The organism is Helicobacter jaachi (assembly GCF_000763135.2).
GTDB classification, from domain to species: domain Bacteria; phylum Campylobacterota; class Campylobacteria; order Campylobacterales; family Helicobacteraceae; genus Helicobacter_C; species Helicobacter_C jaachi.
In genome coordinates this window covers 160,789-186,666 of sequence record NZ_JRPR02000001.1, presented here as the reverse complement: position 1 = coordinate 186,666, position 25,878 = coordinate 160,789, and the positions used below count along the sequence as shown (strand labels likewise).

The 25,878-nt window shown below is 41.8% G+C and carries 28 protein-coding genes; 23 read left to right on the top strand and 5 right to left on the bottom strand.

Going from position 1 to position 25,878, the window contains the following annotated elements; all coding sequences use genetic code 11:
• Window positions 1-235 precede the first annotated feature (235 nt).
• From LS71_RS00945 to pseF, 7 genes are all read left to right on the top strand, one after another.
• The gene (locus LS71_RS00945; protein ID WP_034354700.1) at window positions 236-424 is read left to right on the top strand and encodes a hypothetical protein; all 189 of its coding nucleotides are present in this window, start codon (window positions 236-238) and stop codon (window positions 422-424) included.
• A 79-nt stretch (window positions 425-503) separates the two neighbouring features.
• Entirely contained in the window at window positions 504-716 is a 213-nt protein-coding gene (locus LS71_RS00940; RefSeq protein WP_034354697.1) for a flagellar biosynthesis anti-sigma factor FlgM, read from the top strand.
• 54 nt (window positions 717-770) lie between these two features.
• Window positions 771-1,196, top strand: a complete 426-nt coding sequence (locus tag LS71_RS00935; protein WP_034354694.1) for a hypothetical protein — start codon at window positions 771-773, stop codon at window positions 1,194-1,196.
• A gap of 8 nt (window positions 1,197-1,204) precedes the next feature.
• Complete coding sequence (flgK, locus tag LS71_RS00930; protein ID WP_034354692.1) at window positions 1,205-3,025, top strand: flagellar hook-associated protein FlgK; 1,821 nt, start codon at window positions 1,205-1,207, stop codon at window positions 3,023-3,025.
• On the top strand, window positions 3,022-3,726 hold the full coding sequence (locus LS71_RS00925) for an EI24 domain-containing protein (protein ID WP_052058015.1): 705 nt from the start codon (window positions 3,022-3,024) through the stop codon (window positions 3,724-3,726). The genes flgK and LS71_RS00925 overlap by 4 nt, the downstream gene beginning before the upstream one ends.
• A 344-nt stretch (window positions 3,727-4,070) precedes the next feature.
• Window positions 4,071-4,808 carry a flagellar basal body L-ring protein FlgH gene (gene flgH / locus LS71_RS00920; protein WP_034354689.1) on the top strand — a complete coding sequence of 246 codons (738 nt, stop codon included), beginning with the start codon at window positions 4,071-4,073 and terminating at the stop codon, window positions 4,806-4,808.
• 9 nt (window positions 4,809-4,817) lie between these two features.
• A complete protein-coding gene (gene pseF / locus LS71_RS00915) occupies window positions 4,818-5,516 on the top strand; it encodes a pseudaminic acid cytidylyltransferase (protein ID WP_034354686.1) in 699 nt (232 codons plus the stop codon).
• A 23-nt stretch (window positions 5,517-5,539) separates the two neighbouring features.
• On the opposite strand, the gene LS71_RS00910 is transcribed toward pseF, so the two are convergent.
• The 4 genes from LS71_RS00910 to LS71_RS00895 all read right to left on the bottom strand — a co-directional run bounded on the left by LS71_RS00910 (window position 5,540) and on the right by LS71_RS00895 (window position 9,755).
• The gene (locus tag LS71_RS00910; RefSeq protein WP_034354683.1) at window positions 5,540-6,412 is read right to left on the bottom strand and encodes an FkbM family methyltransferase; all 873 of its coding nucleotides are present in this window, start codon (window positions 6,410-6,412) and stop codon (window positions 5,540-5,542) included.
• 112 nt (window positions 6,413-6,524) lie between these two features.
• The gene (gene dnaK / locus LS71_RS00905) at window positions 6,525-8,399 is read right to left on the bottom strand and encodes a molecular chaperone DnaK (RefSeq protein ID WP_034354679.1); all 1,875 of its coding nucleotides are present in this window, start codon (window positions 8,397-8,399) and stop codon (window positions 6,525-6,527) included.
• 21 nt (window positions 8,400-8,420) lie between these two features.
• Window positions 8,421-8,945, bottom strand: a complete 525-nt coding sequence (grpE, locus tag LS71_RS00900; RefSeq protein ID WP_034354677.1) for a nucleotide exchange factor GrpE — start codon at window positions 8,943-8,945, stop codon at window positions 8,421-8,423.
• Window positions 8,946-8,960: 15 nt separating this feature from the next.
• Window positions 8,961-9,755: an HrcA family transcriptional regulator gene (locus LS71_RS00895; protein ID WP_034354674.1), complete on the bottom strand. Its 795-nt coding sequence runs from the start codon at window positions 9,753-9,755 to the stop codon at window positions 8,961-8,963.
• A gap of 290 nt (window positions 9,756-10,045) precedes the next feature.
• Between LS71_RS00895 and LS71_RS00890 the strand changes: the two genes are divergently transcribed.
• The 8 genes from LS71_RS00890 to LS71_RS00855 all read left to right on the top strand — a co-directional run bounded on the left by LS71_RS00890 (window position 10,046) and on the right by LS71_RS00855 (window position 18,944).
• Window positions 10,046-10,675: a class II aldolase and adducin N-terminal domain-containing protein gene (locus LS71_RS00890; RefSeq protein ID WP_034354671.1), complete on the top strand. Its 630-nt coding sequence runs from the start codon at window positions 10,046-10,048 to the stop codon at window positions 10,673-10,675.
• A gap of 20 nt (window positions 10,676-10,695) precedes the next feature.
• Window positions 10,696-12,072, top strand: a complete 1,377-nt coding sequence (locus tag LS71_RS00885; RefSeq protein WP_034354669.1) for a M20/M25/M40 family metallo-hydrolase — start codon at window positions 10,696-10,698, stop codon at window positions 12,070-12,072.
• A gap of 1 nt (window position 12,073) precedes the next feature.
• Window positions 12,074-13,126, top strand: a complete 1,053-nt coding sequence (gene argC, locus LS71_RS00880) for an N-acetyl-gamma-glutamyl-phosphate reductase (RefSeq protein ID WP_034354666.1) — start codon at window positions 12,074-12,076, stop codon at window positions 13,124-13,126.
• On the top strand, window positions 13,083-14,048 hold the full coding sequence (locus tag LS71_RS00875; RefSeq protein ID WP_052058013.1) for a metallophosphoesterase: 966 nt from the start codon (window positions 13,083-13,085) through the stop codon (window positions 14,046-14,048). Before argC ends, LS71_RS00875 begins: the two co-directional genes overlap by 44 nt.
• A 45-nt stretch (window positions 14,049-14,093) precedes the next feature.
• Window positions 14,094-15,023 (top strand): chemotaxis protein CheV, encoded by a 930-nt coding sequence (locus tag LS71_RS00870; RefSeq protein WP_034354726.1) that lies wholly within the window; start codon window positions 14,094-14,096, stop codon window positions 15,021-15,023.
• A gap of 43 nt (window positions 15,024-15,066) precedes the next feature.
• Window positions 15,067-17,442 carry a hybrid sensor histidine kinase/response regulator gene (locus tag LS71_RS00865; protein WP_034354664.1) on the top strand — a complete coding sequence of 792 codons (2,376 nt, stop codon included), beginning with the start codon at window positions 15,067-15,069 and terminating at the stop codon, window positions 17,440-17,442.
• 1 nt (window position 17,443) lies between these two features.
• Window positions 17,444-17,938: a chemotaxis protein CheW gene (locus tag LS71_RS00860; protein ID WP_034354662.1), complete on the top strand. Its 495-nt coding sequence runs from the start codon at window positions 17,444-17,446 to the stop codon at window positions 17,936-17,938.
• A 232-nt stretch (window positions 17,939-18,170) separates the two neighbouring features.
• Window positions 18,171-18,944 carry a carbonic anhydrase gene (locus tag LS71_RS00855; protein WP_238700258.1) on the top strand — a complete coding sequence of 258 codons (774 nt, stop codon included), beginning with the start codon at window positions 18,171-18,173 and terminating at the stop codon, window positions 18,942-18,944.
• 70 nt (window positions 18,945-19,014) lie between these two features.
• Here the strand turns inward: LS71_RS00855 and LS71_RS00850 are convergent, their stop codons facing one another.
• A complete protein-coding gene (locus LS71_RS00850; protein ID WP_034354659.1) occupies window positions 19,015-19,869 on the bottom strand; it encodes a methylenetetrahydrofolate reductase in 855 nt (284 codons plus the stop codon).
• A 64-nt stretch (window positions 19,870-19,933) separates the two neighbouring features.
• Between LS71_RS00850 and serB the strand changes: the two genes are divergently transcribed.
• The 8 genes from serB (at window position 19,934) to LS71_RS00810 (ending at window position 25,878) form a co-directional block, all read left to right on the top strand.
• Window positions 19,934-20,566 carry a phosphoserine phosphatase SerB gene (gene serB / locus LS71_RS00845; protein WP_034354657.1) on the top strand — a complete coding sequence of 211 codons (633 nt, stop codon included), beginning with the start codon at window positions 19,934-19,936 and terminating at the stop codon, window positions 20,564-20,566.
• 9 nt (window positions 20,567-20,575) lie between these two features.
• Complete coding sequence (locus LS71_RS00840; protein ID WP_034354655.1) at window positions 20,576-22,009, top strand: mannose-1-phosphate guanylyltransferase/mannose-6-phosphate isomerase; 1,434 nt, start codon at window positions 20,576-20,578, stop codon at window positions 22,007-22,009.
• A complete protein-coding gene (locus LS71_RS00835) occupies window positions 21,990-22,823 on the top strand; it encodes a DNA ligase (RefSeq protein ID WP_052058011.1) in 834 nt (277 codons plus the stop codon). Before LS71_RS00840 ends, LS71_RS00835 begins: the two co-directional genes overlap by 20 nt.
• A gap of 85 nt (window positions 22,824-22,908) precedes the next feature.
• Window positions 22,909-23,322: a nucleoside-diphosphate kinase gene (gene ndk / locus LS71_RS00830; protein WP_034354654.1), complete on the top strand. Its 414-nt coding sequence runs from the start codon at window positions 22,909-22,911 to the stop codon at window positions 23,320-23,322.
• Window positions 23,323-23,676: a YceD family protein gene (locus LS71_RS00825; RefSeq protein WP_034354652.1), complete on the top strand. Its 354-nt coding sequence runs from the start codon at window positions 23,323-23,325 to the stop codon at window positions 23,674-23,676. It begins immediately after the preceding gene.
• Between the two features lie 19 nt (window positions 23,677-23,695).
• On the top strand, window positions 23,696-23,845 hold the full coding sequence (gene rpmF / locus LS71_RS00820) for a 50S ribosomal protein L32 (protein ID WP_034354651.1): 150 nt from the start codon (window positions 23,696-23,698) through the stop codon (window positions 23,843-23,845).
• Window positions 23,846-23,882: 37 nt separating this feature from the next.
• Window positions 23,883-24,881 carry a phosphate acyltransferase PlsX gene (gene plsX, locus LS71_RS00815; protein ID WP_034354649.1) on the top strand — a complete coding sequence of 333 codons (999 nt, stop codon included), beginning with the start codon at window positions 23,883-23,885 and terminating at the stop codon, window positions 24,879-24,881.
• A 10-nt stretch (window positions 24,882-24,891) separates the two neighbouring features.
• Entirely contained in the window at window positions 24,892-25,878 is a 987-nt protein-coding gene (locus LS71_RS00810) for a beta-ketoacyl-ACP synthase III (RefSeq protein WP_194145637.1), read from the top strand.

Sequence of the window (25,878 nt, the reverse complement as noted above, 5' to 3'; positions counted from 1 at the left end):
ATTAATACCTTTAGATTGTCTTATTTTGAGCTAAAAGCGCAGATTCTAATATAAAAATTTTAATAGAGATGTTAAAATACTCCCTTTGCAATCCTTTGGCATTGTTTTTGCTATGCTTTGGGCGTGGCTGCTTTAAGCATCTATCGACTTGTTTTTTTTGAGGTTAGATTCTATAAAAATAGCGATGATAAGCCCGATTTATAGAATCTAGCTTTTTATATTTTTAGGAGGTTGTATGAACACGAATTTAAAAAACTGGCTTTGCCCTACACTTAGCTTTGTGGCGCTTTTATATGCGCTCTTGCTGCTTGGGATTTGGACTTATCGCGCCGATGCAAATAAGCCACTTTTTAGCTCAGAAACCCCTAAAAATGTCACAACGCTTAAAGACTTTAAGCAAGAAATGCAAGGATATGTGAAATAATGAAAAATTATGCTCTAAAGACTAAAGTTTTTTATAATTTAGTCGATTTGGCATTAAATCACTTAAAAAGGAGTGTCCTATGGTAAATGGTGTAAATACGGGCGTGCAAGCCGCAACAATCCTCAACAGAGACGCGCTTAATAAACAAAATGAAAGCAATGAAGTAAAAGAAAAAGAGGAAGTGCAGCTCTCAAAAGCAGAGCAAATCAAAGAGCAAATCAAAAATGGTGAATACAAGATTGATTTGCAGCAAACTTCCGAAAAAATGGCATCAAATTTGCTTAACCTATAAAAATCTTATCCACTTCTAGCATCATTATGCTAAGTGGAGTATTTAGGATAGGCTATGCTACACACTTACATTAATGGTGCAATCGCTGATTTAAACGCACTTATAGAATTAACCCAACTTGACAATGCCGATATACAAGTGGCAAACCATGAAGCCATTTTTGCCCGCATTGCGCAAAAAGATGAGCTTGTGAAGGCATTTGAGGCTAAAAAGTCGCTGCTACACCAAGAAATGCTTATGCTATGTGAGAAAAATCCTCATAAAACGCTCAAAGAACTCCTCGATGATGAGGCAAGCGCGCTCTTAGATTCTATGCGAGATAGCCTTGAGCGACTTAAAGAATTAAATGCAAATTACGCTAGAAGCGCCTTTGCTGTGGCAGAGTTTTACAACTCACTCATACAAAGGGTTATACCGCATGAAAATGACGGCTATGAGCATCATAGACCTCAAAGCCACTTGCTTAAAATCCAAGCCTAAGGACTGATATGGGCGGTATTTTATCTTCTCTTAATACTTCTTACACGGGGTTGCAAGCTCATCAACTTATGGTTGATGTAACAGGCAATAACATCTCAAACGCAAGTGATGAGTTTTACAGCCGCCAACGCGTGCTTGTGCGCCCTGAACGCCCGCTATATTATCAAGATTATAATCTTGGTAGAGGCGTGAGCATAGAGACTATACAGAGAATCCATGATGAATTTGTCTTTAATCGCTACCGCAAAGCCGCTGAAGAAGCACAGTATTATGATACGCATTTTACGACACTGCGGGAGGCTTCGGCATTTTTTCCTGAAGTTGATGGCGTGGGAATTTATAATGATTTGGAGGAATATTTTAATGCATGGAAAGATTTGGCTAAAAACTCCACAGACCCCGCACAAAAGCAAGTTCTAGCCAAAAATGCGCAAGTATTAAGCACAAATATTAAAGATACGCGCGCTAGACTTGTGAGATTGCAGCAAAAAGCAAGCGAGGAATTAGAAGTAACGATTAATGAAGTCAATCGCATTGCTAAAGAGATTGCCCACATTAATGGCAAGCTCAAAGAAATGGAAGACCAAAGGGAGCTTAAGCAAGCCAATGAGCTGCGTGATAGGCGCGATGAGCTAGAATACAATCTCCAAACGCTTGTAGGCGCTAATGTTTTTAAAAATCATCTAGATTCTAATGCCTCAATCCACCCAAAGCTTGCTGATTTTGATGATGAATATGTACTAAATATCGGCTTTGGCTTTAATATCGTTGATGGGGCGATGTATCACCCCATCGTGCTTAAAAAAGATGATAATCATCTAAACCTTAACCGCGTGTATTTTCAAGGCGATGATTTTAAAACTGTTGAGATTACAGATAAAATCGTGCAAGGCAAGGCTGGCTCGCTCATTAGCCTATATAATTCTGGAGCAGATGGCACGCGCGTGGGGAAAATCCAAGATTATATTAATCATCTTGATATTTTTGCTAAAGGCTTTATTGAGGCGACAAATAGCATTTACTCTCAAAGCGCGGCTAATCAAATCCGCAGCGACAAGCTTGATGTGTGGAGCTTAAATGCGCTAGTGGATAGCAATTATAATATTAAAGAGGGTAGCTTTGATATTGTCGTGTATGGCACGCAAGGAGATGAAATCGCGCGCAAAACGATAAATATTGATAGAATCACCACTATGCACGATGTAGTGAGGCAAATTAATGCCAATACGGATGATAATAAAGACAATAACGCCCTAAATGATGTCGATGATTACTTCCGCGCCTATTATGATAATGGCACGCAGGAGTTTAATATCCTAGCCAAAAACCCTTCACAAGGGCTATATGTGGCTATTCAAGATAAGGGCAGTAATTTTACAGGCGCATTTGGATTAAATAAATTTTTTGAAGGGCAAGATGCGCATGATATCGCCCTAAGCCGCGAATATGCTAAAGACGCCACGCTTATCCGCCCATGGCTCACGCCTGTGAATGGAAACTTTGATGTGGCTAATATGATGCAGCAATTACAATATGATGATGTGGATTTTTATGTGAATAAATACGAAAAGCAACAGATGAGAATCCCTGAATATTTTCAATTCTTAGCCGGACGCGTGGCTAATCAAACAGAAGCCGCCCAACGCACCAAAGAAACTAAAGATGCCGTGCTATCGGCTGTAAAAAAAGAGCATTTGGCTATATCGCAAGTAAGCCTTGATGAAGAAATGGTAAATCTTATTAAATTTCAAGGCGGCTATGCGGCAAATGCAAAAGTCATCACTACCATTGATAGAATGATAGAAACTCTGCTTGGTATCAAACAATGAGCGATATTTTTACAAGAAGTTTGAGGGATTTTTTTAGCCCACAGATTCTATTACTCACGCTTTTGCCTTGCCTGCTTGGTATGCTTGTGTGGTTTGTGCTATTTGTAACCTTTGGAGTGGCGATTAAAGAATGGGCGCTCTCTTTTGTGCAAGAGTGGAGTGCAGAAGATAGCATGGTGCTAAGCTTTCTAGCGCCGCTCATTACGATTTTGGCAAAAGTCATCATCTATACAATATTTGGTGCGACTTTTTTTGCCATAATTTTGCTGCTTAATCTCCTTGTAGCCGTGTTTTACGCGCCTATAATCGTAAGCTTTGTGCATAAAAGATATTATAAAGATATACCAAAAGGCGGCTTTGATAATCTCGCTCAAAGTCTGTGGTGCTTTATCAAAATCGCATTTTTATTCCTTATAGGTTTTATACTCTGCCTTGGCTTATCGTGGGCTTTGCCTGTTATCTCGCAGGTGCTTTTGATACTGCTTACTTATTGGTTTTTTAAAACTACACTTTTTTATGATGTGGGCAGCTCTATGATGGATAGAGCGCATTTTTTAGCACTTACAGAATCTGCGCGAGGGAAAAACCACGCTATAAGCATTTGTGCGTATTTGCTTAGCCTTATCCCGTTTGTAAATTTTTTCATGCTGCCTTTGCAAATTTTATTACTCACACACTACTGCTTTTATCGTATAAAATAAATTCTACAATGCCCTTGCTACTGCCACGCCGCAAGGTGAGATTCTATAATTCCCGCGCTATTGCTTTTTTAACAAAAAGCCGCGCGGTCTTGCAAATGTAAGCAAAGCTCACATTTGTGCCCTCAAAGTATAAAGTTTAGCTGCTTTAAGCATCTATCAACTTGTTTTTTGAGGTTAGATTCTATAAATACCGCATTTGTGCGCTAGCTTTAAGCTAATTATGGGCTAGAATCTGGCGCTAGATTCTATAATTCCCTGCTACTTCCCCATTGCGCGTATTTATAAGTATGGAATGCCCTTTGCTTGAATTCATACATAGAATCTCATAAGCACAAAGGATTGTTATGCTTACCAAACACATAGGATTGTCTCTCATTGGGATTTTGACCATTTTTATCCTCGCTCTTTTCCCACACCAAAGCTTTGGCTTTGAGCCTAGCATTGATTTTAACGCACCTGATTGGGTTGAGGAGCGGGAGTCTGCGGATAATGATATACCTGATTTGCCCCGCGCAGGAAGCCTCTTTGGCAGTGGGGACAAGCCGCTTTTTAGCGATAGGCGCGCGATGAAGCCTGATGATTTAATCACGGTTGTCATTGCAGAGAATGCTAATGCTAATTTTACGACAAACAAAAACTACAATGGCGCAAGTGGTGGAAATGTTACGCCCCCCTCCATTGCCTACACAGGCAATAATCCCGAGCAGCAGCAAATCACGCAAGAGCTAAATGACTTAGCAGCCTACAATCTCACAAAGGCTAATAATACTTCAAACTTTCAAGGTGGGGGCGCGCAAACGCGTAATGAAGCCCTAAATGCCACGCTAACTGCGCGTATAGTCAAAGTGCTAGATAATAATACCTACTTTATTCATGGGCGGCGCGAAGTGCTTGTCGATGGGGAAAAGCAGATTTTAGAGCTTAGCGGCGTGGTGCGCTCCTTTGATATTAGCAAGGATAATGTGGTGCAAAGCAAGCATATTGCTAATGCCAAAATCGCCTACACCTCGCTAGGACCCATTAGTGATACCAATCGTAAAAAGCCTGTGAGCGATGGCATAGAATCTTTATATCCATTCTAGAGTGCAAGTATGAAAAAAGTAGCCCTTATCCCCGCACGTGGCGGGAGCAAACGCATACCAAATAAAAATATCAAGGATTTTTGCGGCAAGCCCATTATCGCTTATCCTATCTGCACGGCTTTAGAATCTAGCCTATTTGATGAAGTGATTGTAAGCACAGATTCTCATCTCATCGCGCAAATTAGTATTGATTATGGTGCAAAAGTGCCTTTTATGCGCCCAGATTCACTAAGCGATGATTTTACACCTACCATTCCTGTGGCGCAGCACGCTATCAAGCAGTTGGAGTTGGAGAAAAATGATTTGCTCTGTGTAATTTACCCAACCACGCCGCTTTTGCGCGCCCAAACGCTTGCAAATGCGCTTGAAGTGCTACTTAGCTCGCCTAATAACCACTTTTGCTTTTGCGCTGTGGCGTATGATTACAATCCTTTGAGGAGTTTTTATTTTAAAAATAATGAAATTAATATGCTTTTCCCAGAGCGCTATGGTGCGCGCTCGCAGGATTTAGAGCAAATTTTCCACGATGGAGGGCAGTTTTATTGGGGGCGTGTGAATGCGTGGGAGGCGGGATTGCCTATATTTGGCGCGCATTCTAGTGCAATTATTGTAAAAAACTATGAAGTGCAAGACATTGATACAATAGAGGATTTTGCGCTAGCAGAAGTGAAATATAAACTTCAAGCCTCACTTAGCTCAGCTTCATAGTATAGCGCCATCAAAGTATAAGTCTAGCCCTTTATAAAAATATAATTGTCATGCAAGCGTTTGTGTGGCTTAAGGTGGTAGTTGTAAGATTTTAGAATCTTAATAATCTCTTGGAGTTTTTGCTTATTCCAAATTTCTACAAAAATCACAGGGCTAAAATGCGTAAAAAACGCCTTCCCGCCCAAAAATACTCTCTCTTCAAAGCCCTCCACATCAATTTTTACAAAATCAATGTGGCTAGATTCTGTAAAATACCCTTGCGCTAAAAGTACATCAAGCGAGGTAATATCTATACCCCCCCCCCCCCCCACAGAATCTTCACAAATGCTCGTTGCACCAATATTAAAAGAGTATGCCTGCGCCACGCTACCCTTACTCACTTTCTCGCCTAATGCGACATTGCTGGCTTTGATTATAGAATCTAGGGCATTTAGTGCGATATTGCGCTCTAGCATGTTAAAGGTAGTTTTGATAGGCTCAAAGGCGTAGATTCTATGTGCGCGACGTAGTTTTGCCCAATAAATGCTATGATTGCCGATATTTGCGCCAATATCCAAAATATGCGCACCTGTCTTAATAAATGCATCAATCTTTTTAAGGATAGGCAATTCATAAAAGTTAAGGGTTTTAAAAATATGGGATTGAATCACATCTGTGCGCCAATGGGGCAGATAGAAGTGGATTTGCCCCATTTCTCCCATCTGCAAGCCCTCTTCAAATTTATAATTATCTAGCCCATTATTTATACTTAGCACATTATCTGGCAACAGCACAGAAGCACTTGCGGCGTAAATATGAGGCGCGAGCTGCTCCTCTTGATATTTCATATATTTTTCAATCCTAAAAGGACTTTTAAGCCTTCTACAAAGCCCTTTTAACGCTGCTAGAATACGCATTTACTCTCCTTTTAAGTTATGACTATGTCCATGCCCGCACCATAGAATCTGGCTAGATTCTATCATATTCACGCAGCTTGCTAACTTTTATGTCTTAGATTCTATGCCTCAATTACTCCACTTCCGCATCGATGACATCATCATCTTTTTTGCCACCTGCATTGTTTTGCGCGCCACTTTGCTCTTTGGCATAGGCTGCTTGGGCGAGCTGCTGGCTTGCTTCTGTAAGTGTTTTAATCTTAGCCTCAAGCTCCTCTTTAGATACATTTTCATTTTTCAAGCTCTCTTCTAGCGCGTTTATGGCATTTTGAATCTTTTCTACTTCGCTAGATTCTATCTTATCCTTAAACTCATCAAGGCTCTTTTTAGTTTGATACACCAAAGAATCTGCACTATTTCTAAGCTCGATAATTGCCTTTTTCTTAGCGTCCTCTTCTTTGTGTAACTCTGCTTCTTTCACCATTTTTTCAATTTCAGAATCTGAAAGCCCGCTTGAGCCGCTAATTTTAATTTCTTGTGACTTGCCTGTGGCTTTATCTTTAGCCGAAACGGTAAGGATACCATTAGCATCAATATCAAAGGTTACTTCAATTTGTGGCACACCGCGCGGAGCTGCTGGAATACCTGTCAAGTCAAATCGCCCAAGCGACTTATTATCGCGCGCTAGCTCACGCTCACCTTGCAATACATTAATGCTTACAGCGGGTTGATTATCCTCATAGGTAGAAAATACTTGCGCTTTTTTCGTAGGAATAGTCGCTCCGCGCTCAACTACCTTTGTAGAGATACCTCCAGCCGTCTCAATGCCCAAAGATAGCGGTGTCACATCAAGTAAAAGCACATCTTTTACATCACCCTTTAACACGCCACCTTGAATAGCCGCACCTACAGCCACGACCTCATCGGGATTTACAGATTTATTTAAATCCTTGCCGATAAAGGCTTTTACGCGCTCTTGCACCTTTGGAATACGCGTAGAGCCGCCCACCATTACCACTTCGCTAATATCACTTCGATTAAGTCCAGCATCTTTAATCACAAAATCTATTTTCTTAATAGTATCCTCAATCAAATCATCAATAAGGCTTTCAAACTTCGCACGCGTAATCTTTTTCACCAAATGCTTAGGACCGCTGCTATCGGCTGTAATAAAGGGGAGATTAATCTCTGTTTCTTGTGCGCTACTTAATTCTTTTTTCGCATTTTCTGCCGCGTCTTTAAGGCGTTGCAATGCCATTACATCTTTTTTTAAGTCAATGCCCTCATCATTTTTAAACTCCTCTGCTGCCCAATCGATAATGCGATTATCAAAGTCATCGCCACCCAAAAAGGCATCACCACCTGTGGCTAGCACTTCTACGACATTATCGCCAGTCTCTAGCACTGTTACATCAAATGTGCCTCCGCCCAAGTCATACACCATAATCTTTTCGGATTCTTTTTTATCAAGCCCATAAGCAAGCGCAGCAGAAGTTGGCTCATTAATAATACGCAATACATTAAGCCCTGCGATAGTGCCTGCCTCCTTTGTCGCCTTGCGTTGAGAGTCGTTAAAATACGCAGGCACGGTGATTACTGCTTCTGTCACATCTTCGCCCAAATACGCCTGCGCGTCCTCTTTAAGCTTCATAAGGATTTTAGCCGAAATCTCTTGAGGCGTGTAAATCTTATCGGCTATTTCCACCGCACATGCGCCATTTCTATCCACGATATTATAAGGGAGACGCTTTTCGGCTTCTTTTGCCTTATCTTCATTAAACATAAGCCCCATAATGCGCTTTATAGAATAAATCGTCTTTTTGGGGTTGGTTACTGCTTGCCTTTTGGCTGGCTCGCCAACTAGCACTTCGCCCTTATCGGTAAATGCCACGATTGAAGGTGTGGTGTTTTTACCCTCTTTATTAGCGATGATTTTTGCTTCATTGCCCTCATATACTGCCATTGCCGAATTTGTTGTTCCTAAGTCAATTCCAATTACTTTAGCCATAGTATTCTCCTTTGTGTAAGATTAATTTTTAACCACGCTCACCATTGCTGGGCGTAGAATTCTCTGCTTGTATGCAAAGCCTTTTTGCAGCACCTGATGAATGTCTCCATCATTTTTTTCTGCATTAGGCGCGTGCATGAGGCATTCATGCTTATTGGGGTCAAACTCGCCATCTGTGGCGATAACCTCCACTCCGTGCTTATTTAATACCTTAATAAAACTATCAAGCGTGAGTTGCAAGCCCTCTGCAATAGCTTGGGCTTGGGGATTTTCCTGCGCGCTTTGCAATGCTTTCTCAAGCGTATCAAGCACAGGGAGCAAATCATTCATAATGCGCTCGTAGGCATATTCCAAACTTTGATTTTTATCACGCTCAAGGCGTTTTTTGGTATTCTCAAAATCTGCAAATGCCCTTAAATACTGCTCTTTTAACTCATTATATTTAGCTTCATAATCCTCTTTAGCAGATTCTATCTCACTCTGCTCTTGCTCGCAATCTTGCGATATATCTGGATTACTGGCTTGTTGATGTTCTTGCTCGTCCATATATCACTCCTTTTTCTAAGATTGTACATACTCATAAAAATGAGTAAAATCCCTATCTAGCGCCCCGATACAAAGCATTCTTGCCTTTTTATCAGGGTGGGTTGCTAATGTCATATCTTGCATAATCGCTATATAGCCCTTCGGTAGCACCTCCTCACAATACATACCACTTTCCAAGCAGTCAAACACGCTCCCATCAACGATAGAATAAAAGCTTTGCTCATCGCTATTGTGCCTGTATGCTTGTAGTATCGCTCCCACGCCAAAACGCGTAAGATTTCTACTCTGCACGCAAGAGAGCGCATCGAGCAGATTCTGTGCGCGCACTTGATGAGCAATCTTGCGCACATCAATAATCTCTAAGCCTTTTAACTCGTGTAAAAACCGCTCCAAAGCACTTGAAAAAGGCAAAGTAATGCCCAAATGCTCAAAAGAAAGCAAAAGCGTATTGTCATCTAGCTGCCGCACATCGCGCAAACGATTGCTCTGCTCAATGCAAAGCGCACAAAACACATCGCACAAAAAGCAAGCCTCTTTGATACGCTCCATAGAATCTACTTCTATCACAGACTTTACATCAAGCTGTTTATACCAATATGATTTTAAAGCCCTAAGTGTAGGGATACGCCCACCGCTAATGTGTGGCTGGAATAATAACCCCTCATCTGCCAAAGCCTTAAAATAATTGCGAATGGTGGCTGATGAAATTTTAGTATTCATAAGAGTTTTTAGAGATTCTGAACCGATAGGCTCTTTATGCCTCAAATACTCTACAATCACGCGCGAAAGAAGTAAATCTTTCCTACTCATAGCCACCTCTTGTATCACAACTTGATGTTATCTCATTTGAGAATTGTATTTCTATATTTAAATGCAAAGTTTCTTTTAGATTTCTTATGGATTTCTTAAACGAAACGAGGAGATTATATCACAAAATGGCAAATAAATTAGCAAATAAATAAAAATATTGCTAAAAATAAGCAAACTTTAGTCTATTACTATAAATTTATATAAATGAAATCATTTAATAAATCTACAAAAATTGGTTTATACCTCTGCTTTTGTCCGCTTATTATTAACAAAGTGCTACAATCCGCGCTATGAATATACATATTAATCAAATCAACACCGAGCTTATTGAGAGTATGGCAAATATATCACTCTCTATGTTTAGAAAGAATTTTTTTGGCATATTTCATGGCGCGATTTCCGCACGCGTGGCGAAAAATCGCTTTATCATCAATAAGCAGCATGCCATTTTTGATAGGCTTAATGTAGATTCTATGATTATGCTCTATCAAAAGCAGGATTATAGATGGAATGAAGCCAGCCTGCATGCGCCCATTCACGCGGCTATTTACGAGGAGTTTTCAGAAGCAAAATTTATAGCCTATGCTATGCCCCCCTATCTTGTATCCTACTCGCTCAAATACCCCACACTAGAGCCTAAAGATTACTTTGGCTATAAGTTTTTAGCCCCTCAAATTGATATTTTTGACCCTAAGGATTATGAGAGTTGGGCAGAGCGCGCAGATACAGATATTCCTAGATATTTTAGAACACATGAGCATTCTTTTATGCTTATTAAAGGCTATGGCGTGTATGTATATGCGCGCGATATTTATACGCTAGCAAAGATTATCGCACTCATTGAAAATTCGTGCAAGATTTTGCATTACAATGCCGATTTGGGCGATATTTTCCAAACAAGCCCAAAATATGATATTTGAGCGCATTTTGAAGGATACATATGAATGATTTTGCCGCGCGCACATTAGCAGAGTTTGAAGCACTTTGCGCTATCCCTCATTGCAGCTTTCACACACAGGATATGTTTAGTTATCTCTGCACCCAGCTTGCGCAAAAAGGCTATGAAGTGCTAAGCGATGAGGCAAAAAATATCTATGCCAAAAAGGGTAAGCCCAAAGTGTGCTTGCAAAGCCATTACGATATGGTGTGCGTAGGAGATTCTATGCAGCATAAGGGCGTGCAAATCATACAAAAAGATAATTTTTTATACGCTAAAAACTCAAGTCTTGGCGCAGATAATGGCATTGGAATGGCGTGCATGCTCGCACAAGATATGACTGATATAGAGCTGCTTTTTACTAACGATGAGGAGGTGGGCATGATTGGGGCTAATCATTTAGCCCTAAATATAGAATCTAGCCTTTTGCTTAACCTTGATAGCGAAGATATTACAGAAATCGTGCTTGGCTGCGCGGGTGGAGCGGATATTGAAATAAGCCTTACTTTGCCCCTAGAGCCTATAAACCAAAAAACGCACCCCTATATGTATCATATTCGCGCTGAAGGCTTTCAAGGCGGGCATAGCGGCATTGAAATCCATAAAGACAAAGAAAATGTAATCAGCGAATTTGGCTTTTTTCTATCCACCATAGAGGCATATATAGTGAGCTTAAATGCAGGGGAGAAGCGTAATTCTATCCCAGTGGGGCTAGATTCTATAATCCTCTGCCCCACGCCTTTAAGCACGGATAATAAGCCATTTATTTACACCACGCCCAAAAAGGCATATTTTCACATCACACCCATTACAGAATCTGCCTTGCATTATGCCTATGCTAAAGATAGTGTTCAAGCACTTTTGTGCACCATACATAGCGGCGTGTATGCGGCATCTCATCAAGGCATACTCTCCTCACTCAATCTCTCTATTCTTAGTCAAAAAGATAATGTGCTAAAGCTCATTATAATGGCGCGCGCAAATACTGATATGCTCTTAAAGCGCACCATTAAGCGCTTAGAGATTATGACTTCACTTTATCCCCACTGCGACATACAAGTAAGTGGCTACTATAGCCCTTGGGAAAAAAGTATAGATGATAATCACCCAGCCCTTAGGCATTTATGCCAGTTGTATGAAAAGCACAATATCTCCCCTCATCTCACACAAATCCACGCAGGACTTGAATGTGGGATTTTAAAAAAGCAGATTCTGCTCCAGCGCAAGCAAAGCGGGCTTTGTAATACAGAGCTTAATATCATCTCCATAGGACCTACCATACACGCGCCACATAGCGAGTATGAACGTCTTGATTTGGCGCATTTTCAAACATTTTGTGCGATTTTGTATGATTTTATTCACTCATATCAAGGAGTATGATATGACACAATCTATTAAAGTTGGAATTATCGGTGTGAGCGGCTATACAGGCTTAGAACTCCTCAAACTGCTGCTCTCTCACCCCATTTTTGAACTCTGCTATGTGGCAAACACGCAAGGGCAGGCAGTAATTAAAGATATACATCAAATGCTTTATAAGACGCGCTTTGCTGATTTAAATGTGCAGGTAGCTTCTGCGAAAATAGCCGCAGAGCAATGCGAAGTGATATTTTTAGCACTTCCGCATAAAAGTGCTATGGAAATGACACGCGAGATTCTAGCATATGCAGCTCAAGTGGGCAAAAGCATTAAAATCATTGATTTATCGGCGGATTATCGCTTAAGCGCTAAGCATTATGAAGCCAACTATTGCCCGCATATTGATAAAGAAAATCTAGCCCACGCCATTTATGGGCTGCCTGAATACAATCGCGCACTCATTAAAAATGCCGCCCTTGTAGCAAATCCGGGCTGCTATCCCACCGCTACGCTGCTAGGCTTACTCCCCTTTGTGCCATACATCAATGCTAGAGAGCATGTATTTATCGATGCTAAAAGCGGTGTGAGCGGCGCGGGGAGGAGTTTTAGCCAAAATACGCATTTTTCGCATATTAATGAAAATCTATTCAGTTATTCGCCACTTGCTCACCGACATCAAATTGAAATTATAGAGAAATGCCACACCATAGGTAAAGCAGCATTGAAAATCCACTTTGTCCCTCATCTTTTGCCCATTACGCGCGGTATGCTTGTGAGCGTTTTTGCCACACTGCACAAGCCGCTTTCACAGCAAGAGGCGCAGCAGATTCTATATGAGGCTTATAAAAATGAACCATTTGTGAGAATCTGCGCCCAGCCAGTGAGCATTGCACACACTGCAGGAAGCCACTTTTGTGATATTTTTGTCGCCACGCAGGATAATGCTCTTTTTATTAGCTCATCTATTGATAATCTCCTGCGCGGGGCTAGCTCGCAGGCTCTTATGAATGCTAATATTATGTGTGGCTTAGATGAGGGGCTTGGTATCCCGCACATTCCTTATGGGCTATTTTGAGACTATGCGCGCGCTGTGGGAAGGAGCAGATTCTATAAATACTGATGCGATATTTATCGCTGATGCGCATTTTATACCTCCGCAAGATACGCTCGCGCTAGATTCTGTAGTAAATTCCATGTCAGATTCTGCATCAAATTCTATAGCAGATTCTATGTTGGATTGCGCGCCAGATTCTATACAGAACACGCAAAGCAATAAGGCTGCTAAAGCTCTGCTTAGCCTTTTACAGAATCTATTAGATAATCCCAAAAATACGCCCTCACAAGTGTTTCTTATGGGTGATATTGCTCATTTGTTGCTAGGTGGGGTTAATACAAGCATTAAATATAATCACACACTTTTAGCCCTTATAGAATCTATAAGCCAACGCACACAAGTATGGTGGTTTGAGGGCAATCACGACTTTGGGCTTTGCGCGTTAAGCGGTGCATATGCGCATTATTTAAAACATGTAAAAATTATCCCGCGCACCCAGCAGCCACTCCCATTTATATATATGCATAATAATACTCAAAAACGCGTGCTGCTCGCACATGGGGATATATTTTTAAATACCAAATATGAGCTATATATTCGCCTAATGAATGCGAGCTTTACGCGCTTTGTTCTGCATATGCTTGATAGTGTAACTTTTGGTAATCTTTATAAATATGTGGTGAAAAAGGTAAATCATAATGTTATTAAAGAGGGCAAAGTAGCCATTGCTCCCTTTGCGCAAAGGCGCATTAGCGCTTATAAAGCCTTTGTGCAAAAATATACACATAATGCCTATGATGTGCCAAATATGGTAGATATGATTATTGAGGGGCATTTCCACATCGGCAAAACCTACAATCACAATGACACTTTGTATATTTCACTTCCCTCGTTTTATCTTAGTAGAAGTATTTTTGGTATAGAATCTGCGCTCACAAAGTAAGCACATATTGAAGGAGCCATATTGAAGACAGACAAAGTCGATATAATGCGCATTGCAAGCAATGAAATGGAGCTTGTGGATTTTAGAATCTATGAGGATAAAAATGGCGAAACTTATGAGGGCGTGTATGGGATTAATGTCGCTAAAGTCAATGGCATCGTCGCTTATCCTAATGAGATTTTTGAATCACCGGGCAGCCCTGATTATATGCTAGGTATGTTTGATTTGCGCGGCGATATACTGCCACTTATTGATTTGACAAAGTGGATGAATATTAAGCCTAAAGAAGATGTTGTGCGCGAAAAAAAGGTGATTGTGACAGAGTTTAATAACAAACAACTTGGCTTTGTCGTGCATGCTACAAGGCGTCTAAGGCGTATAAGCTGGGCAGATATAGAATCTGCGATGTTTAGCCTAAGCAATGACGACCAACGCGGCAAAATTACAGGCACTACACGCATTGAAGATGGGCGCACGCTGCTCATTTTGGATTTAGAGGGGATTATTGATGACCTCGATTTCCATATGCCCACAAATGGTGGAAATAATGATGTCGAACACTTCAAGCCCTTGAAAAAATTTGAAGGCACGGTGCTTATCTTAGATGATAGCTCAATCGCGCGCAAGCTCCTACGCAGCACACTAAGCAGTATTGGCTTTGAAGTAGTTGATGCCATTGATGGAGAGGCGGGATTAGAGCGCTTAGAAAAGCTCTATGAGCGATGGGGCAGCGATATAGATAAGCATTTAAAGCTCATTATCTCCGATGTCGAAATGCCAAAAATGGACGGATTTCACTTTGCTGCACAAGTTAAAAATGATGCTAGATTTAATAAAATCCCGCTTATTTTCAACTCCTCCATTAGCGATAAGCTTAGCGCAGAAAAGGGCAAAGAGATAGGAGCAGAGGCATATTTAGTCAAATTTGACGCAAAATTATTTTATGATGAAATTAGTAGAATTTTATCAAAATAAATAGTAGAATACTTTTTCAAAATTTAGCACGAGAGGATTTACAATGGACGATATGCAAGAGATAATGGAAGACTTCCTCGTAGAAGCCTTTGAAATGATAGAGCAACTAGACCAAGATTTGGTAGAGCTTGAAAATAATCCTGAAGACCTTGACTTACTGAACAGAATCTTTAGAGTAGCCCACACCATTAAGGGTTCAAGCTCGTTTTTGAATTTTGACATTCTCACGCGCCTTACGCATAATATGGAAGATGTGCTAAATAAAGCCAGACGCGGTGAGTTAAAGATTACGCCTGATGTAATGGACGTGGTGCTGCACTCTGTGGATTTGATGAAAGCCCTCCTTAATGCTATACGCGATAGCGGCACTGATGCAAATAGCGGTATTGAGATTGATGATACTGTTACGCGCTTGCAGAGCATTTCTAGCGGTGGTGCGTCAGATTCTCAAGCTCCAGCACAAGAAGCCAAAGCCCAGCCAGCCCAAGAAACTCCAGCTCCGCAAGCTGCCACTCCTGCGGCTAATAGCAATAATCCTCTCGCAGATGAACCAGAGCTTGACTACTCGCATATGAGTTCTGAAGAAGTTGAAGCCGAAATTGAAAGATTGCTCAAAAAGCGTCAAGAAGCTGACAAACAAGCGCGTGCCGCTCAAAAAGCAGAAGGGAATGCCCCCGCAGTGCAAGCTCCAAAAGCTCCAGATACTGCTCCTAAATCTGCCGCACAGAGCGCCACTAAGCCTGCTGCTAAAAAGGGAGGCGATGAGAAAGCACCTGCAGCCAGCGTAGAACAAACTGTGCGCGTTGATGTGAAGCGACTAGACCATTTGATGAATCTCATCGGTGAGCTTGTGCTTGGCAAAAACCGCTTGCTTAAAATTTATGGCGATGTAGAGGAGCGATATGATGGGGAAAAATTCCTAGAGGACCTTAATCAAGTCGTGGCGTCTATCTCATCAGTTACCACAGATGTGCAGCTTGCAGTGATGAAAACGCGTATGCAGCCTGTGGGCAAAGTGTTTAATAAATTCCCGCGTATGGTGCGCGACCTCTCACGCGAGCTTGGCAAAAATATTGACCTTGTCATCACTGGAGAAGAAACAGAGCTTGATAAATCCATTGTAGAAGAGATTGGAGACCCGCTTGTGCATATTATCCGCAACTCTTGCGACCATGGTATTGAAAAACCAGAAGAGCGCGTAGCCGCAGGTAAGCCAGAAACAGGCACAGTTACGCTTAAAGCCTATAACGAGGGCAATCATATCGTTATTGAAATTTCTGATGATGGCAAGGGCTTAGATGCCGAAATGCTTAAGCAAAAAGCCATTGAAAAAGGCGTTATTAGCGAGCGAGAGGCTGATTCAATGAGTGAAAAAGAGGCTTTTTCTATTATCTTTAAGCCTGGATTCTCAACAGCGGCTGCTATCACAAATGTTTCAGGGCGCGGCGTTGGTATGGACGTGGTGAAAACAAATATCGAAAAGCTCAATGGTATCATTGATATAGAATCTGAAAAGGGCGTAGGCACTACTCAAAAGCTTAAAATCCCCCTCACACTTGCTATTATTCAAGCCTTGCTTGTGGCTGTGCAAGAGGAATATTATGCTATCCCACTTTCATCAGTTATTGAAACAGTGCGCGTAAGTCAAGATGAAATTTACACTGTTGATGGCAAGAGCGTGCTAAGGCTGCGCGATGAAGTGCTTTCAATCGTGCGTTTAGCCGATATTTTCAAGGTAGATTCTGTATTAGAAAATACTAATGAAGTCTATGTCGTTGTTATTGGCTTAGCAGAGCAAAAAATGGGTGTGATTGTGGATTACCTTGTAGGGCAAGAAGAAGTGGTTATTAAATCACTTGGCTACTATCTCAAAGGCACTGAAGGCATTGCTGGCGCGACTGTGCGCGGTGATGGTAAAATCACTATGATTGTCGATGTGGCCGCGATGATGGAAATGGCAAAAGAAGTCAAAGTAAATATCACTAAACTTGCCGAAGAAAATGCTGTATCAAAGACAAAACATTCGCCGAGCGATTATGTCGTGCTTGCCATAGATGATAGCAACACCGATAGAGCGATTATGAAAAAATGCCTTAAAACACTTGGTGTTACTGTGCTTGAGGCGTCAAATGGCTTGGAGGGACTTGATATTGTTAAAAATGGTGATAAGCAGCTTGATGCGGTGCTTGTGGATATTGAAATGCCAAAAATGGACGGATACACCTTTGCTTCGGAAGTGAGGAAGTATAATAAATTCAAAAACCTCCCGCTCATCGCCGTTACGAGCCGAAATAGCAAAACAGATAGAATGAGAGGCGTAGAATCAGGTATGACGGAATATATCACAAAGCCCTATACACCCGAATATTTGGCAAATGTGGTAAGGCGTAATATTAATCTCACAACAGATGGAGAATAACATGAGCGATAATAAATTAAAAGAAGTCCTAGAAGGGCAGCAAAATAAAGCAACTGAAGCAGTAGCCGTAGAGGAGACACTCCACATTATAGGCTTTATGGTGGGTAATGAAGAATTTGCCGTGCCTATCCTCAATGTGAAAGAAATCATTAAGCCTATTGAATATACGCGCGTACCAGCTGTGCCTGATTATGTGCTAGGCGTGTTTAACCTACGCGGCACCGTGCTACCACTTATAAATATGCGCTTAAAGTTTGGCTTACCCGCTATTAAGCAAGATGGCGATACACGATTTTTGGTTATTAGTCAAAAAGATGAGATGATTGGCTTTATGATTGATAAACTCACAGGCGCGGTGCGCATTCCAGAAAGCGACATTGACCCCATTCCAGAATCTTTTAACGAAAATCAAAACCTCTTGCAAGGCATTGGTAAAAGAGAGGATAGGCTAATCACCATCTTGCGAGTAGAGAATCTCCTTAAACGCACTTTTTAATCCGCCTATTTTCCTGCCTTACCCCAACTCCCAGCCTCTAGCCCTCAATCTTAGAGGGCCACACTTTTATCGACATAAAATTTTTTATCAATACAGATTCTATATTTATAAAAAATTCTAATCTAACACTTTAGGCTAGATTCTATAAATTACAGAATCTAGCGTCGTTATAAATTGAGATACCTTATTTGAATAGCATTGCGTTTGCAAATTTAATATTAAGGAGAAAGTCATGTTTATGACAAATAAGTTTTTGAAGTTTGTGTGTGCGGGCTTCATTGCCAGTAGCGCGGCGTTTGCGGGTGTGGATACGCCTGATAATGGCGGGCATCATGAGGGCGTGCATTGGGGCTATGGCGAGGAGAATGGACCTAAGCAGTGGGGTAAGCTAGGCTTTGAGACTTGTGCGAATGGCAAGGCGCAATCGCCCATAAATATCATCGTAAAAGACACAAAAAAGGCTAAAAATGCTTTGAGTTTCGCGTATAAAAGTGATTCTCAAAATATCGTAAATAATGGGCATAGCCTGCAGGTAAATTTTGATAAGCAAGGCACGATTACTTTTAAAAAGAAAAAATACAATCTCGTGCAGCTGCACTTTCACACGCCTAGCGAAAATCACATCGATGGCAAGGAATATCCGCTAGAAATGCACCTCGTGCATGCAAGCAGTGATAATAAATTTCTCGTAGTTGCGGTGTTTTTCGATGAGGGCAGGGCAAATCAAATCCTGCAAGATGTCGTAAATACCGCGCCTGCACAGGTTGATAGCACAAATGATTTGACAAATCTAAATGTGGGTGCGCTGCTGCCTAAAAGCCACTCATACTACGCATTTATGGGCTCGCTGACTACGCCTCCTTGCACGGAGGGTGTGCAGTTTGTGGTGCTAAAAGATTCTGTGCAGGCATCAAAAGAGCAAATTGAGGCGCTGCATGCAATCTTGCATGATGACGCAAGGGAGCCGCAAGCCCTAAATGGCAGAGTGGTGGAATTCGCCCAATAAGGGGTGTAAGTGCAAATCTAAAAGGCTAGATTTGCACTTATTGGTATTTTGCGGCGTGTAGATTCTATAATTACTTTTCCCACTGCCCAAAAGCACGCAAGTCATTATGTTTTGGCGTGCTAAGATACAAATGCGCGCCGCATTCAAAAGCCAAAGTGCGCATATCTGCCCATAGTCTCTCAAAGCTTGCCCTGCCCTCAAAGCCGCCATTACAAGATTCGCACATAGAATCTACATACGCCTTAGGGATTTTAAAGCCCAAATGCGCGCTATTTATACTAAGGGCGGTATGCACGCTAAATACGCCAAATACATTAAAATAAAGTTTTGCTTGATATTGTCGCCCCAAAGGCTCAAACTCACGCGCAAACAAACGCGCCTCATCAATGCAAAAAATAGGCTGCGTGATAAGCACATTTGCCCCTGCTGTGAGCTTTGCCTTTAGTCTAGGTATGGCGCTTTTGTGAGCGGGCGTGCCGCTTATTAGGCAGATTCTATCTCCTAGCACCTCTCGCGCTAATTGCAGCATTTGCACCCCATCGCCGCCATCGCCTCCAATAAGCGCAAGGGAGGAAAACCCCGCATATTTCACAGCCAACATTTGTGAGAGAATCTGCGCTTTATTCACCATGCCTTTGCTTGCTTGATTGCTATATGTTGGGCTATGGCTTTTTACCCCACCGCTATTTGCCGCGCTACTGCTTAATGCCCCGCTAATAGTTGGCACAAACTCCACGCTAGATTCTATTTGCCTTAAAGCATAGCTCGCTAGGATAGAATCTACACTGGGCTGATTTCTAGGATTTGCAGGGATTAGGATAAAATCTGTCTTTACGCCTAAATGCAAAGCCGCGCGCGCTATCATTTGCTTTATGCACGCTGTGTCTGCCTCTAAGCTATGCGGCAAAAACTCAAAGCCAAACATAATGCCTCCGCTTGCTAATTTATCACCAAATGCTATAATCTTAGCATTTTTTTTAGGATAGTTTATGAAATTAGCGGTTTTTGATTTTGACTCAACGCTTATGGACGGCGAGACCATTGACATACTGGCTCAAGCCCATAATGTGAGCGAGCAGGTCGCAGAGATTACGCACAAAGCGATGAATGGTGAGCTTGATTTTTATGAAAGTTTAAAGCATAGGGTGGCGTTGCTTAAAGGCTTGCAGGTGTCAAAAGCAGAGCAAATCGCTCACAATCTCCCCCTTATGAATGGCGCAAAAGCCTGCATACAAGCCCTAAAAGCGCACTCTTACAAGGTGGTATGCTTTAGCGGAGGCTTTCACATCGCCACAGATTATTTTCAGCACATACTAGGATTAGATGCTAATTTTGCCAATACTTTGCACCATAAAAATGGCACTCTCACAGGCGAAGTGGGCGGGGAGATGATGTTTGCATACTCAAAAGGGCAAATGCTGCAAACTTTACAGAATCTACTAGGCATTACGCGCGCGGATTGCGTTGTGGTAGGCGATGGGGCAAATGATGTGAGTATGTTTGCCCATGCTGATGTGCGTATAGCCTTTTGCGCCAAAGATGTGCTAAAAAAAGAGGCAAATATTGTGATTGATACAAAGGATTTGCGTCAAATCCCACAAGCCCTGCATCTTGCAGTCTAAGGAGTAAATATGACTATTTCCATACTTTGTGGCGGCTCTGGAACGAGGCTTTTTCCGCTATCGCGTGAGCTTTTACCCAAGCAGTTTGCCGCTATTTTACCCCCACTAAATGCGCAAACGCCCTCCCATTCGCTCTTTCAAGAAACACTTTTGCGCAATCAATTTTTATGCGATACGCATAATGCGCATTTTCAAATTATTACTAACGAAAATCACTATTTTATCGCACAAGAGCAGGCTCATCAATGCCACATCACTTTGCAAGATTTTATTTTAGAATCTATTGGCAAAAATACCGCGCCAGCCCTTACTTTTGCCGCGCTTAAGGTGGCAAGTGAGTATGAATTAGGGCGCAGCGATGATGATATTATCCTAGCGCTGCCAAGCGACCATCTCATCAAAGATTCGCCTGCGTATCGCCACGCCATAGAGGAGGCATTGAATCTAGCGCAAAAAGGCTTTTTAGTTACCTTTGGCATTAAGCCTACAAGCGCACATACGGGCTATGGCTACATTAAATCTAAAAATCATTTGGTTGAAAAATTTATCGAAAAGCCCTCTTTAGATGATGCGCAAATGTATCTTAATGAGGGCGGATATTTGTGGAATAGCGGTATGTTTTGTATGCGCGCACAAGTATTTTTGAAAGAGTTAAAAGCACACAGCCCTGAAGTGTATGAATCTTGCAAGCTTACTCTTGAGGCAAGTAAGGCGCAATTAAGCGAGCATTTTATTCGCCTAGATTCTATAATGAGTAAAAATCTGCCTGAAATTAGCATTGATTATGCCCTTATGGAGAAAAGTCAAAAGGTGGCTTGCGTGGAGGGGGATTTTGTATGGAGCGATGTGGGGAGCTTTGAATCCCTAAGCCTTGAGTATCCTAGCGATGAGCAAAATAATGCGAGTAAAAATACATTTATTGGCAAAGATTGTAGTAATAATTTTATTATCGCTGATAAGCTAGTAGCGGGCATTGGGCTAGAAGATTTAATGATTATTGATGAGAGTGATTGTCTTTTGGTGGCTAAAAAAGGGCATTCGCAGCAGATTAAAGACATTGTAGCCACACTCAAACACACACATAGCGAGATTACAAAAGTGCATAAAACTGCCCATCGCCCATGGGGAAGTTACACGGTTTTACTAGAATCTCAAAGCTATAAAATTAAACAAATTATTGTTAAGCCCAAAGCCCGACTAAGCCTGCAAAAGCACTATCACCGCAATGAACATTGGATAGTGGTGAGCGGGTCAGCCTATGTGAGCATAGGAGAGCAAAAAAGCTTCCTTAAGGCTAATCAATCCACTTATATCCCTATGGGCGAGCTGCATAGGCTTGAAAATCCCGGCGTGCTTCCGCTTGTGCTTATTGAAGTGCAAATGGGCGAGTATTTGGGCGAAGATGACATTGTGCGCTTGAGTGATGATTATAAGCGCCATTAGAGTAAGCCTAGCCCTATTTTTCCTCACACAGGGCTTGTATGGGGCTTTTTTCAAGCCCTTGCTTTTAAGCGAATTTAACCCCGAAATTATAGAATCTAAACAATGGCTTGTGAGCCAAAAGCTCGATGGTGTGCGCGGGATATGGGACGGAGAACAGATGTATTTCCGCAGTGGCAAAGTAATGCCCCTACCCAAAGATTGGATAGCGCATTTTCCGCCTTTTGCGCTTGATGGGGAGATTTATAGCCCGCATTTGCACTTTTCTCACATCATCTCTATCCTAAAAAATACACAGAAAAATGATTTTAAAGCATTGCAATATTTTGTCTTTGATGTGCCTTTTGCAGAGGGTAATGGGCTTTTAGAACGCCTTAAGACATTAGAGACTTATTTAGATTCTAAGCCGCGCACTTCTATTGTGATACTGCCGCAAGAACCTATGAAAGATATACAATCTCTTTATGCTCATTTGCAAAATGTGATTGAATCTGGTGGCGAAGGGCTTGTGCTGCGTGAGGCGGAGGCAGATTATGAATCTGGGCGCAGTAAGAGGGCGCTAAAGCTTAAAGTTGCTCAAGATGCGGAATGTGAGGTCAAAGCCCACACACAAGGCAAAGGCAAATACACAGGGCAGTTAGGTGCGCTAGTGTGTGAGTTTAATGGTAAAAGTTTTAAAATTGGTAGTGGCTTTAATGACGCACAGCGCGCAAATCCACCGCCCATAGGCTCGATTGTCACTTTTAAATATTATGGCTTAACGCATAATGGTATTCCTAGATTCCCTATCTTTTGGCGTGTGAAAATTATCGAATAAGTGCTTATTTATGTTAAAGCAAGTTTTCTTTAGATAGAATCTAGACTTTTTTAAAGCTGTATCCACAACAACAGAAAGGACAAACATGGAACAAACACTTTCAATCATTAAGCCCGACGCGGTAAAAAAGGGTGTCATTGGTAAAATCATTGAGCGATTTGAAAGCAATCATTTGCACATTGCTGCGGCGAAAAAAATCCAGCTTTCCCGCGCAGATGCAGAGGCTTTCTATGCTATCCATAAGGAGAGACCATTTTTCAAAGATTTGGTTGATTTTATGATAAGCGGACCGGTGGTTGTTATGGTGCTTGAGGGGGATAATGCGGTGTTAAAAAATCGCGAGCTTATGGGTGCAACAAATCCCAAAGAGGCTGCTGCTGGCACGATACGCGCTGATTTTGCCCAAAGCATTGATGCTAATGCTGTGCATGGAAGCGATAGCCTTGAAAATGCCAAAAATGAAATTGCATTTTTCTTTAGCACAAGGGAGATTTGCTAGTTGAAAATTGCTATGAAAAAATGCACGCCAACGCCTAAAGATGTGGCTTTAAGCATTGGGAATGTGCATTTGCAAGCGAGACTTTTTCGCGTAGATTCTCAAATGCTGCGTTTGGATGGTAATATCTCTGGCGAGCTAGAGCTTACCTGCGATGTGAGCGGCGAGGACTACACGCAGAGGCTAGATTATCCTTTGGTTTTGTATATTGCAGATGGATTGTGGAGTATGCAAAGCCAAAGCAAAAAGCTTGATAGCTTTGAGGTTATTGAGTTTTTTGATGGCTTTGTGGATTTGCATTATATTTTGGAAAGTGAGATTGAATCCATAAAGAGCGATTATCACACCAAAGACTAAATTTTAAAAAGGAGTAAATATGGCAGTTCCCAAAAGACGAGTAAGCAAGACACGAGCGGCAAAGAGGCGCACACATTACAAAATCGCTCTTGCAAAGCCTATCAAAGATAAAGATGGCAGCTGGAAAATGCCTCATCATATTAATAAATTTACAGGCAGCTACAAATAATCCTAAACCTTACAATCCTACGCTTTAAGGAGTGAAAATGCTAAAAATTGCCATTGATGTTATGGGCGCGGACAATGGTATAGCCCCTATCGTTCAAGGAGTGGTGCGGGCATTGAAAAATCGTGATTTTATAGCCGTGATTATTGGCGATGAAGCGCAAATCACTCCGCTTATTCCTACGCATTTGCGCCAAAAGGTAGAGATTGTGCATTGTGCAGATTATATTCGTATGGAGGAATCTGCTGCAAGCGCGACTAAACGCACGCAGTCCTCTATCTTTAAAGCCATAGAATTATTGCAAAATGACGCTGTGAGCGCTGTAGTCTCCCCCGGGCATAGCGGAGCAAGTATGAGTTTAGCCACTTTAAAAATTGGGCGCATTAAAGGCGTTTTACGCCCTGCGATATGCACAACTATGCCAACTACTAGCGATAAGCCAAGTATGATACTTGATGCGGGCGCAAATACAGACTGCAAGCCTGAATATTTGGTAGATTTTGCCATTATGGGCTATGAGTATGCTAAGCATGTTGTTGGCTTAGAAAATCCACGCGTTGGGCTATTATCTAATGGTGAAGAGGATAATAAGGGCAATGAACTCACAAAAGCTAGCTTTAAAATGCTAAAACATTTTGATTTTTTCAAAGGAAATGTCGAGGGGCGCGATATTTTTAATGGCAGTGTTGATGTAATTGTGTGCGATGGCTTCAGCGGCAATCTTGTGCTAAAGGCGAGCGAGGGCGTAGCAAGTGCGATTAACTCCGTGCTTAAAAAAGAAATCAAATCCTGCCTTTGCTCTATGTTTGGCGCACTTTTCCTACGTGGTGTGTTTAGGAAGCTTAAACAAAAAATGGACCATAGTGAATATGGCGGCGCGCCTTTACTTGGGGTGCAAAAGGTGGTGATTATTAGCCATGGTAGCTCAAATGCGCGGGCGATTGAATGCGCGATTTATCAGGCTTTACTCGCTATAGAATCTGATATTTGCGCCAAACTTGCACACACTTTTGCCAATAAAGCGCCCATTCAAGAATAAGGATTCTATAATGTATGCCTCCTTAAAATCCATAGCCTCGTATATTCCGCCCATTTGTATGCATAACACCGATTTTGAAAAAATACTTGATACAAGCGATGAGTGGATTACAAAGCGCACAGGCATTAAAACGCGCCATTTTGCTAACGCCTCGCAGCAAACAAGTGATTTAGCCTATGAAGCGGGCAAAAAAGCTATTGAGCGCGCAGGGCTTAGCCCAAATGATATTGATGCGCTTATTGTAGCGACTTTAAGCCCTGATTATCTCACCATGCCTAGCACAGCGTGCGTAACTGCCCATAAACTTGGCATTGAGAATAAGGCTGCATTTGACATAAGTGCGGCGTGTAGCGGATTTATCTATCTTTTATCATTGGCAAAAGCATTTATAGAATCTGGCACATTTAAGCATATTCTTATTATCGGTGCGGAGAAGGTAAGCTCTGTGCTGGATTTTAGCGATAGAAGCACTTGTGTGCTTTTTGGCGATGGGGCGGGGGCTTGTGTAATTGGTAGCACAGAGGATAGGAATGCTAGTATTATTGATGTGCATACTAGTGCTAATGGCAAACATCAAGATTTTATCTGCACGCCGCGTGAGCATTCAGCCTTTGGCGCGCAAGCAAAGCACACGCCATCGCATCTGCAAATGAAAGGCAATGAAACTTTTAAGCTCGCGGTCAAAACGCTTGTGAGTGATGTCAATGATATATTGCATAAAAATCATATCGCCCCTAAAGATATATCATTTTTTATCCCTCACCAAGCTAATTTGCGTATTATTAACGCTGTGAGTGAAAATCTTAGCTTTAATGAAAGCCAACTCGTGCTAAGTGTGCAAAAATATGGCAACACTTCTGCGGCTTCTATTCCTATGGCGATGAATGATATTTATGAGGAAAAAAGGCTAAAATATGGAGATTTAATGCTCCTTGATGCCTTTGGCGGTGGCTTGACTTGGGGTTCAGCCCTTGTGCATTTTGGCGCAAAAAACTAA

Coding starts and splice junctions, on each gene's coding strand:
- LS71_RS00945 (WP_034354700.1), top strand. CDS start 236: ATGAACACGAATTTAAAAAACTGGCTTTGCCCTACACTTAGCTTTGTG.
- LS71_RS00940 (WP_034354697.1), top strand. CDS start 504: ATGGTAAATGGTGTAAATACGGGCGTGCAAGCCGCAACAATCCTCAAC.
- LS71_RS00935 (WP_034354694.1), top strand. CDS start 771: ATGCTACACACTTACATTAATGGTGCAATCGCTGATTTAAACGCACTT.
- flgK (WP_034354692.1), top strand. CDS start 1,205: ATGGGCGGTATTTTATCTTCTCTTAATACTTCTTACACGGGGTTGCAA.
- LS71_RS00925 (WP_052058015.1), top strand. CDS start 3,022: ATGAGCGATATTTTTACAAGAAGTTTGAGGGATTTTTTTAGCCCACAG.
- flgH (WP_034354689.1), top strand. CDS start 4,071: ATGCTTACCAAACACATAGGATTGTCTCTCATTGGGATTTTGACCATT.
- pseF (WP_034354686.1), top strand. CDS start 4,818: ATGAAAAAAGTAGCCCTTATCCCCGCACGTGGCGGGAGCAAACGCATA.
- LS71_RS00910 (WP_034354683.1), bottom strand. CDS start 6,412: ATGCGTATTCTAGCAGCGTTAAAAGGGCTTTGTAGAAGGCTTAAAAGT.
- dnaK (WP_034354679.1), bottom strand. CDS start 8,399: ATGGCTAAAGTAATTGGAATTGACTTAGGAACAACAAATTCGGCAATG.
- grpE (WP_034354677.1), bottom strand. CDS start 8,945: ATGGACGAGCAAGAACATCAACAAGCCAGTAATCCAGATATATCGCAA.
- LS71_RS00895 (WP_034354674.1), bottom strand. CDS start 9,755: ATGAGTAGGAAAGATTTACTTCTTTCGCGCGTGATTGTAGAGTATTTG.
- LS71_RS00890 (WP_034354671.1), top strand. CDS start 10,046: ATGAATATACATATTAATCAAATCAACACCGAGCTTATTGAGAGTATG.
- LS71_RS00885 (WP_034354669.1), top strand. CDS start 10,696: ATGAATGATTTTGCCGCGCGCACATTAGCAGAGTTTGAAGCACTTTGC.
- argC (WP_034354666.1), top strand. CDS start 12,074: ATGACACAATCTATTAAAGTTGGAATTATCGGTGTGAGCGGCTATACA.
- LS71_RS00875 (WP_052058013.1), top strand. CDS start 13,083: ATGAGGGGCTTGGTATCCCGCACATTCCTTATGGGCTATTTTGAGACT.
- LS71_RS00870 (WP_034354726.1), top strand. CDS start 14,094: ATGCGCATTGCAAGCAATGAAATGGAGCTTGTGGATTTTAGAATCTAT.
- LS71_RS00865 (WP_034354664.1), top strand. CDS start 15,067: ATGGACGATATGCAAGAGATAATGGAAGACTTCCTCGTAGAAGCCTTT.
- LS71_RS00860 (WP_034354662.1), top strand. CDS start 17,444: ATGAGCGATAATAAATTAAAAGAAGTCCTAGAAGGGCAGCAAAATAAA.
- LS71_RS00855 (WP_238700258.1), top strand. CDS start 18,171: ATGTTTATGACAAATAAGTTTTTGAAGTTTGTGTGTGCGGGCTTCATT.
- LS71_RS00850 (WP_034354659.1), bottom strand. CDS start 19,869: ATGTTTGGCTTTGAGTTTTTGCCGCATAGCTTAGAGGCAGACACAGCG.
- serB (WP_034354657.1), top strand. CDS start 19,934: ATGAAATTAGCGGTTTTTGATTTTGACTCAACGCTTATGGACGGCGAG.
- LS71_RS00840 (WP_034354655.1), top strand. CDS start 20,576: ATGACTATTTCCATACTTTGTGGCGGCTCTGGAACGAGGCTTTTTCCG.
- LS71_RS00835 (WP_052058011.1), top strand. CDS start 21,990: ATGATTATAAGCGCCATTAGAGTAAGCCTAGCCCTATTTTTCCTCACA.
- ndk (WP_034354654.1), top strand. CDS start 22,909: ATGGAACAAACACTTTCAATCATTAAGCCCGACGCGGTAAAAAAGGGT.
- rpmF (WP_034354651.1), top strand. CDS start 23,696: ATGGCAGTTCCCAAAAGACGAGTAAGCAAGACACGAGCGGCAAAGAGG.
- plsX (WP_034354649.1), top strand. CDS start 23,883: ATGCTAAAAATTGCCATTGATGTTATGGGCGCGGACAATGGTATAGCC.
- LS71_RS00810 (WP_194145637.1), top strand. CDS start 24,892: ATGTATGCCTCCTTAAAATCCATAGCCTCGTATATTCCGCCCATTTGT.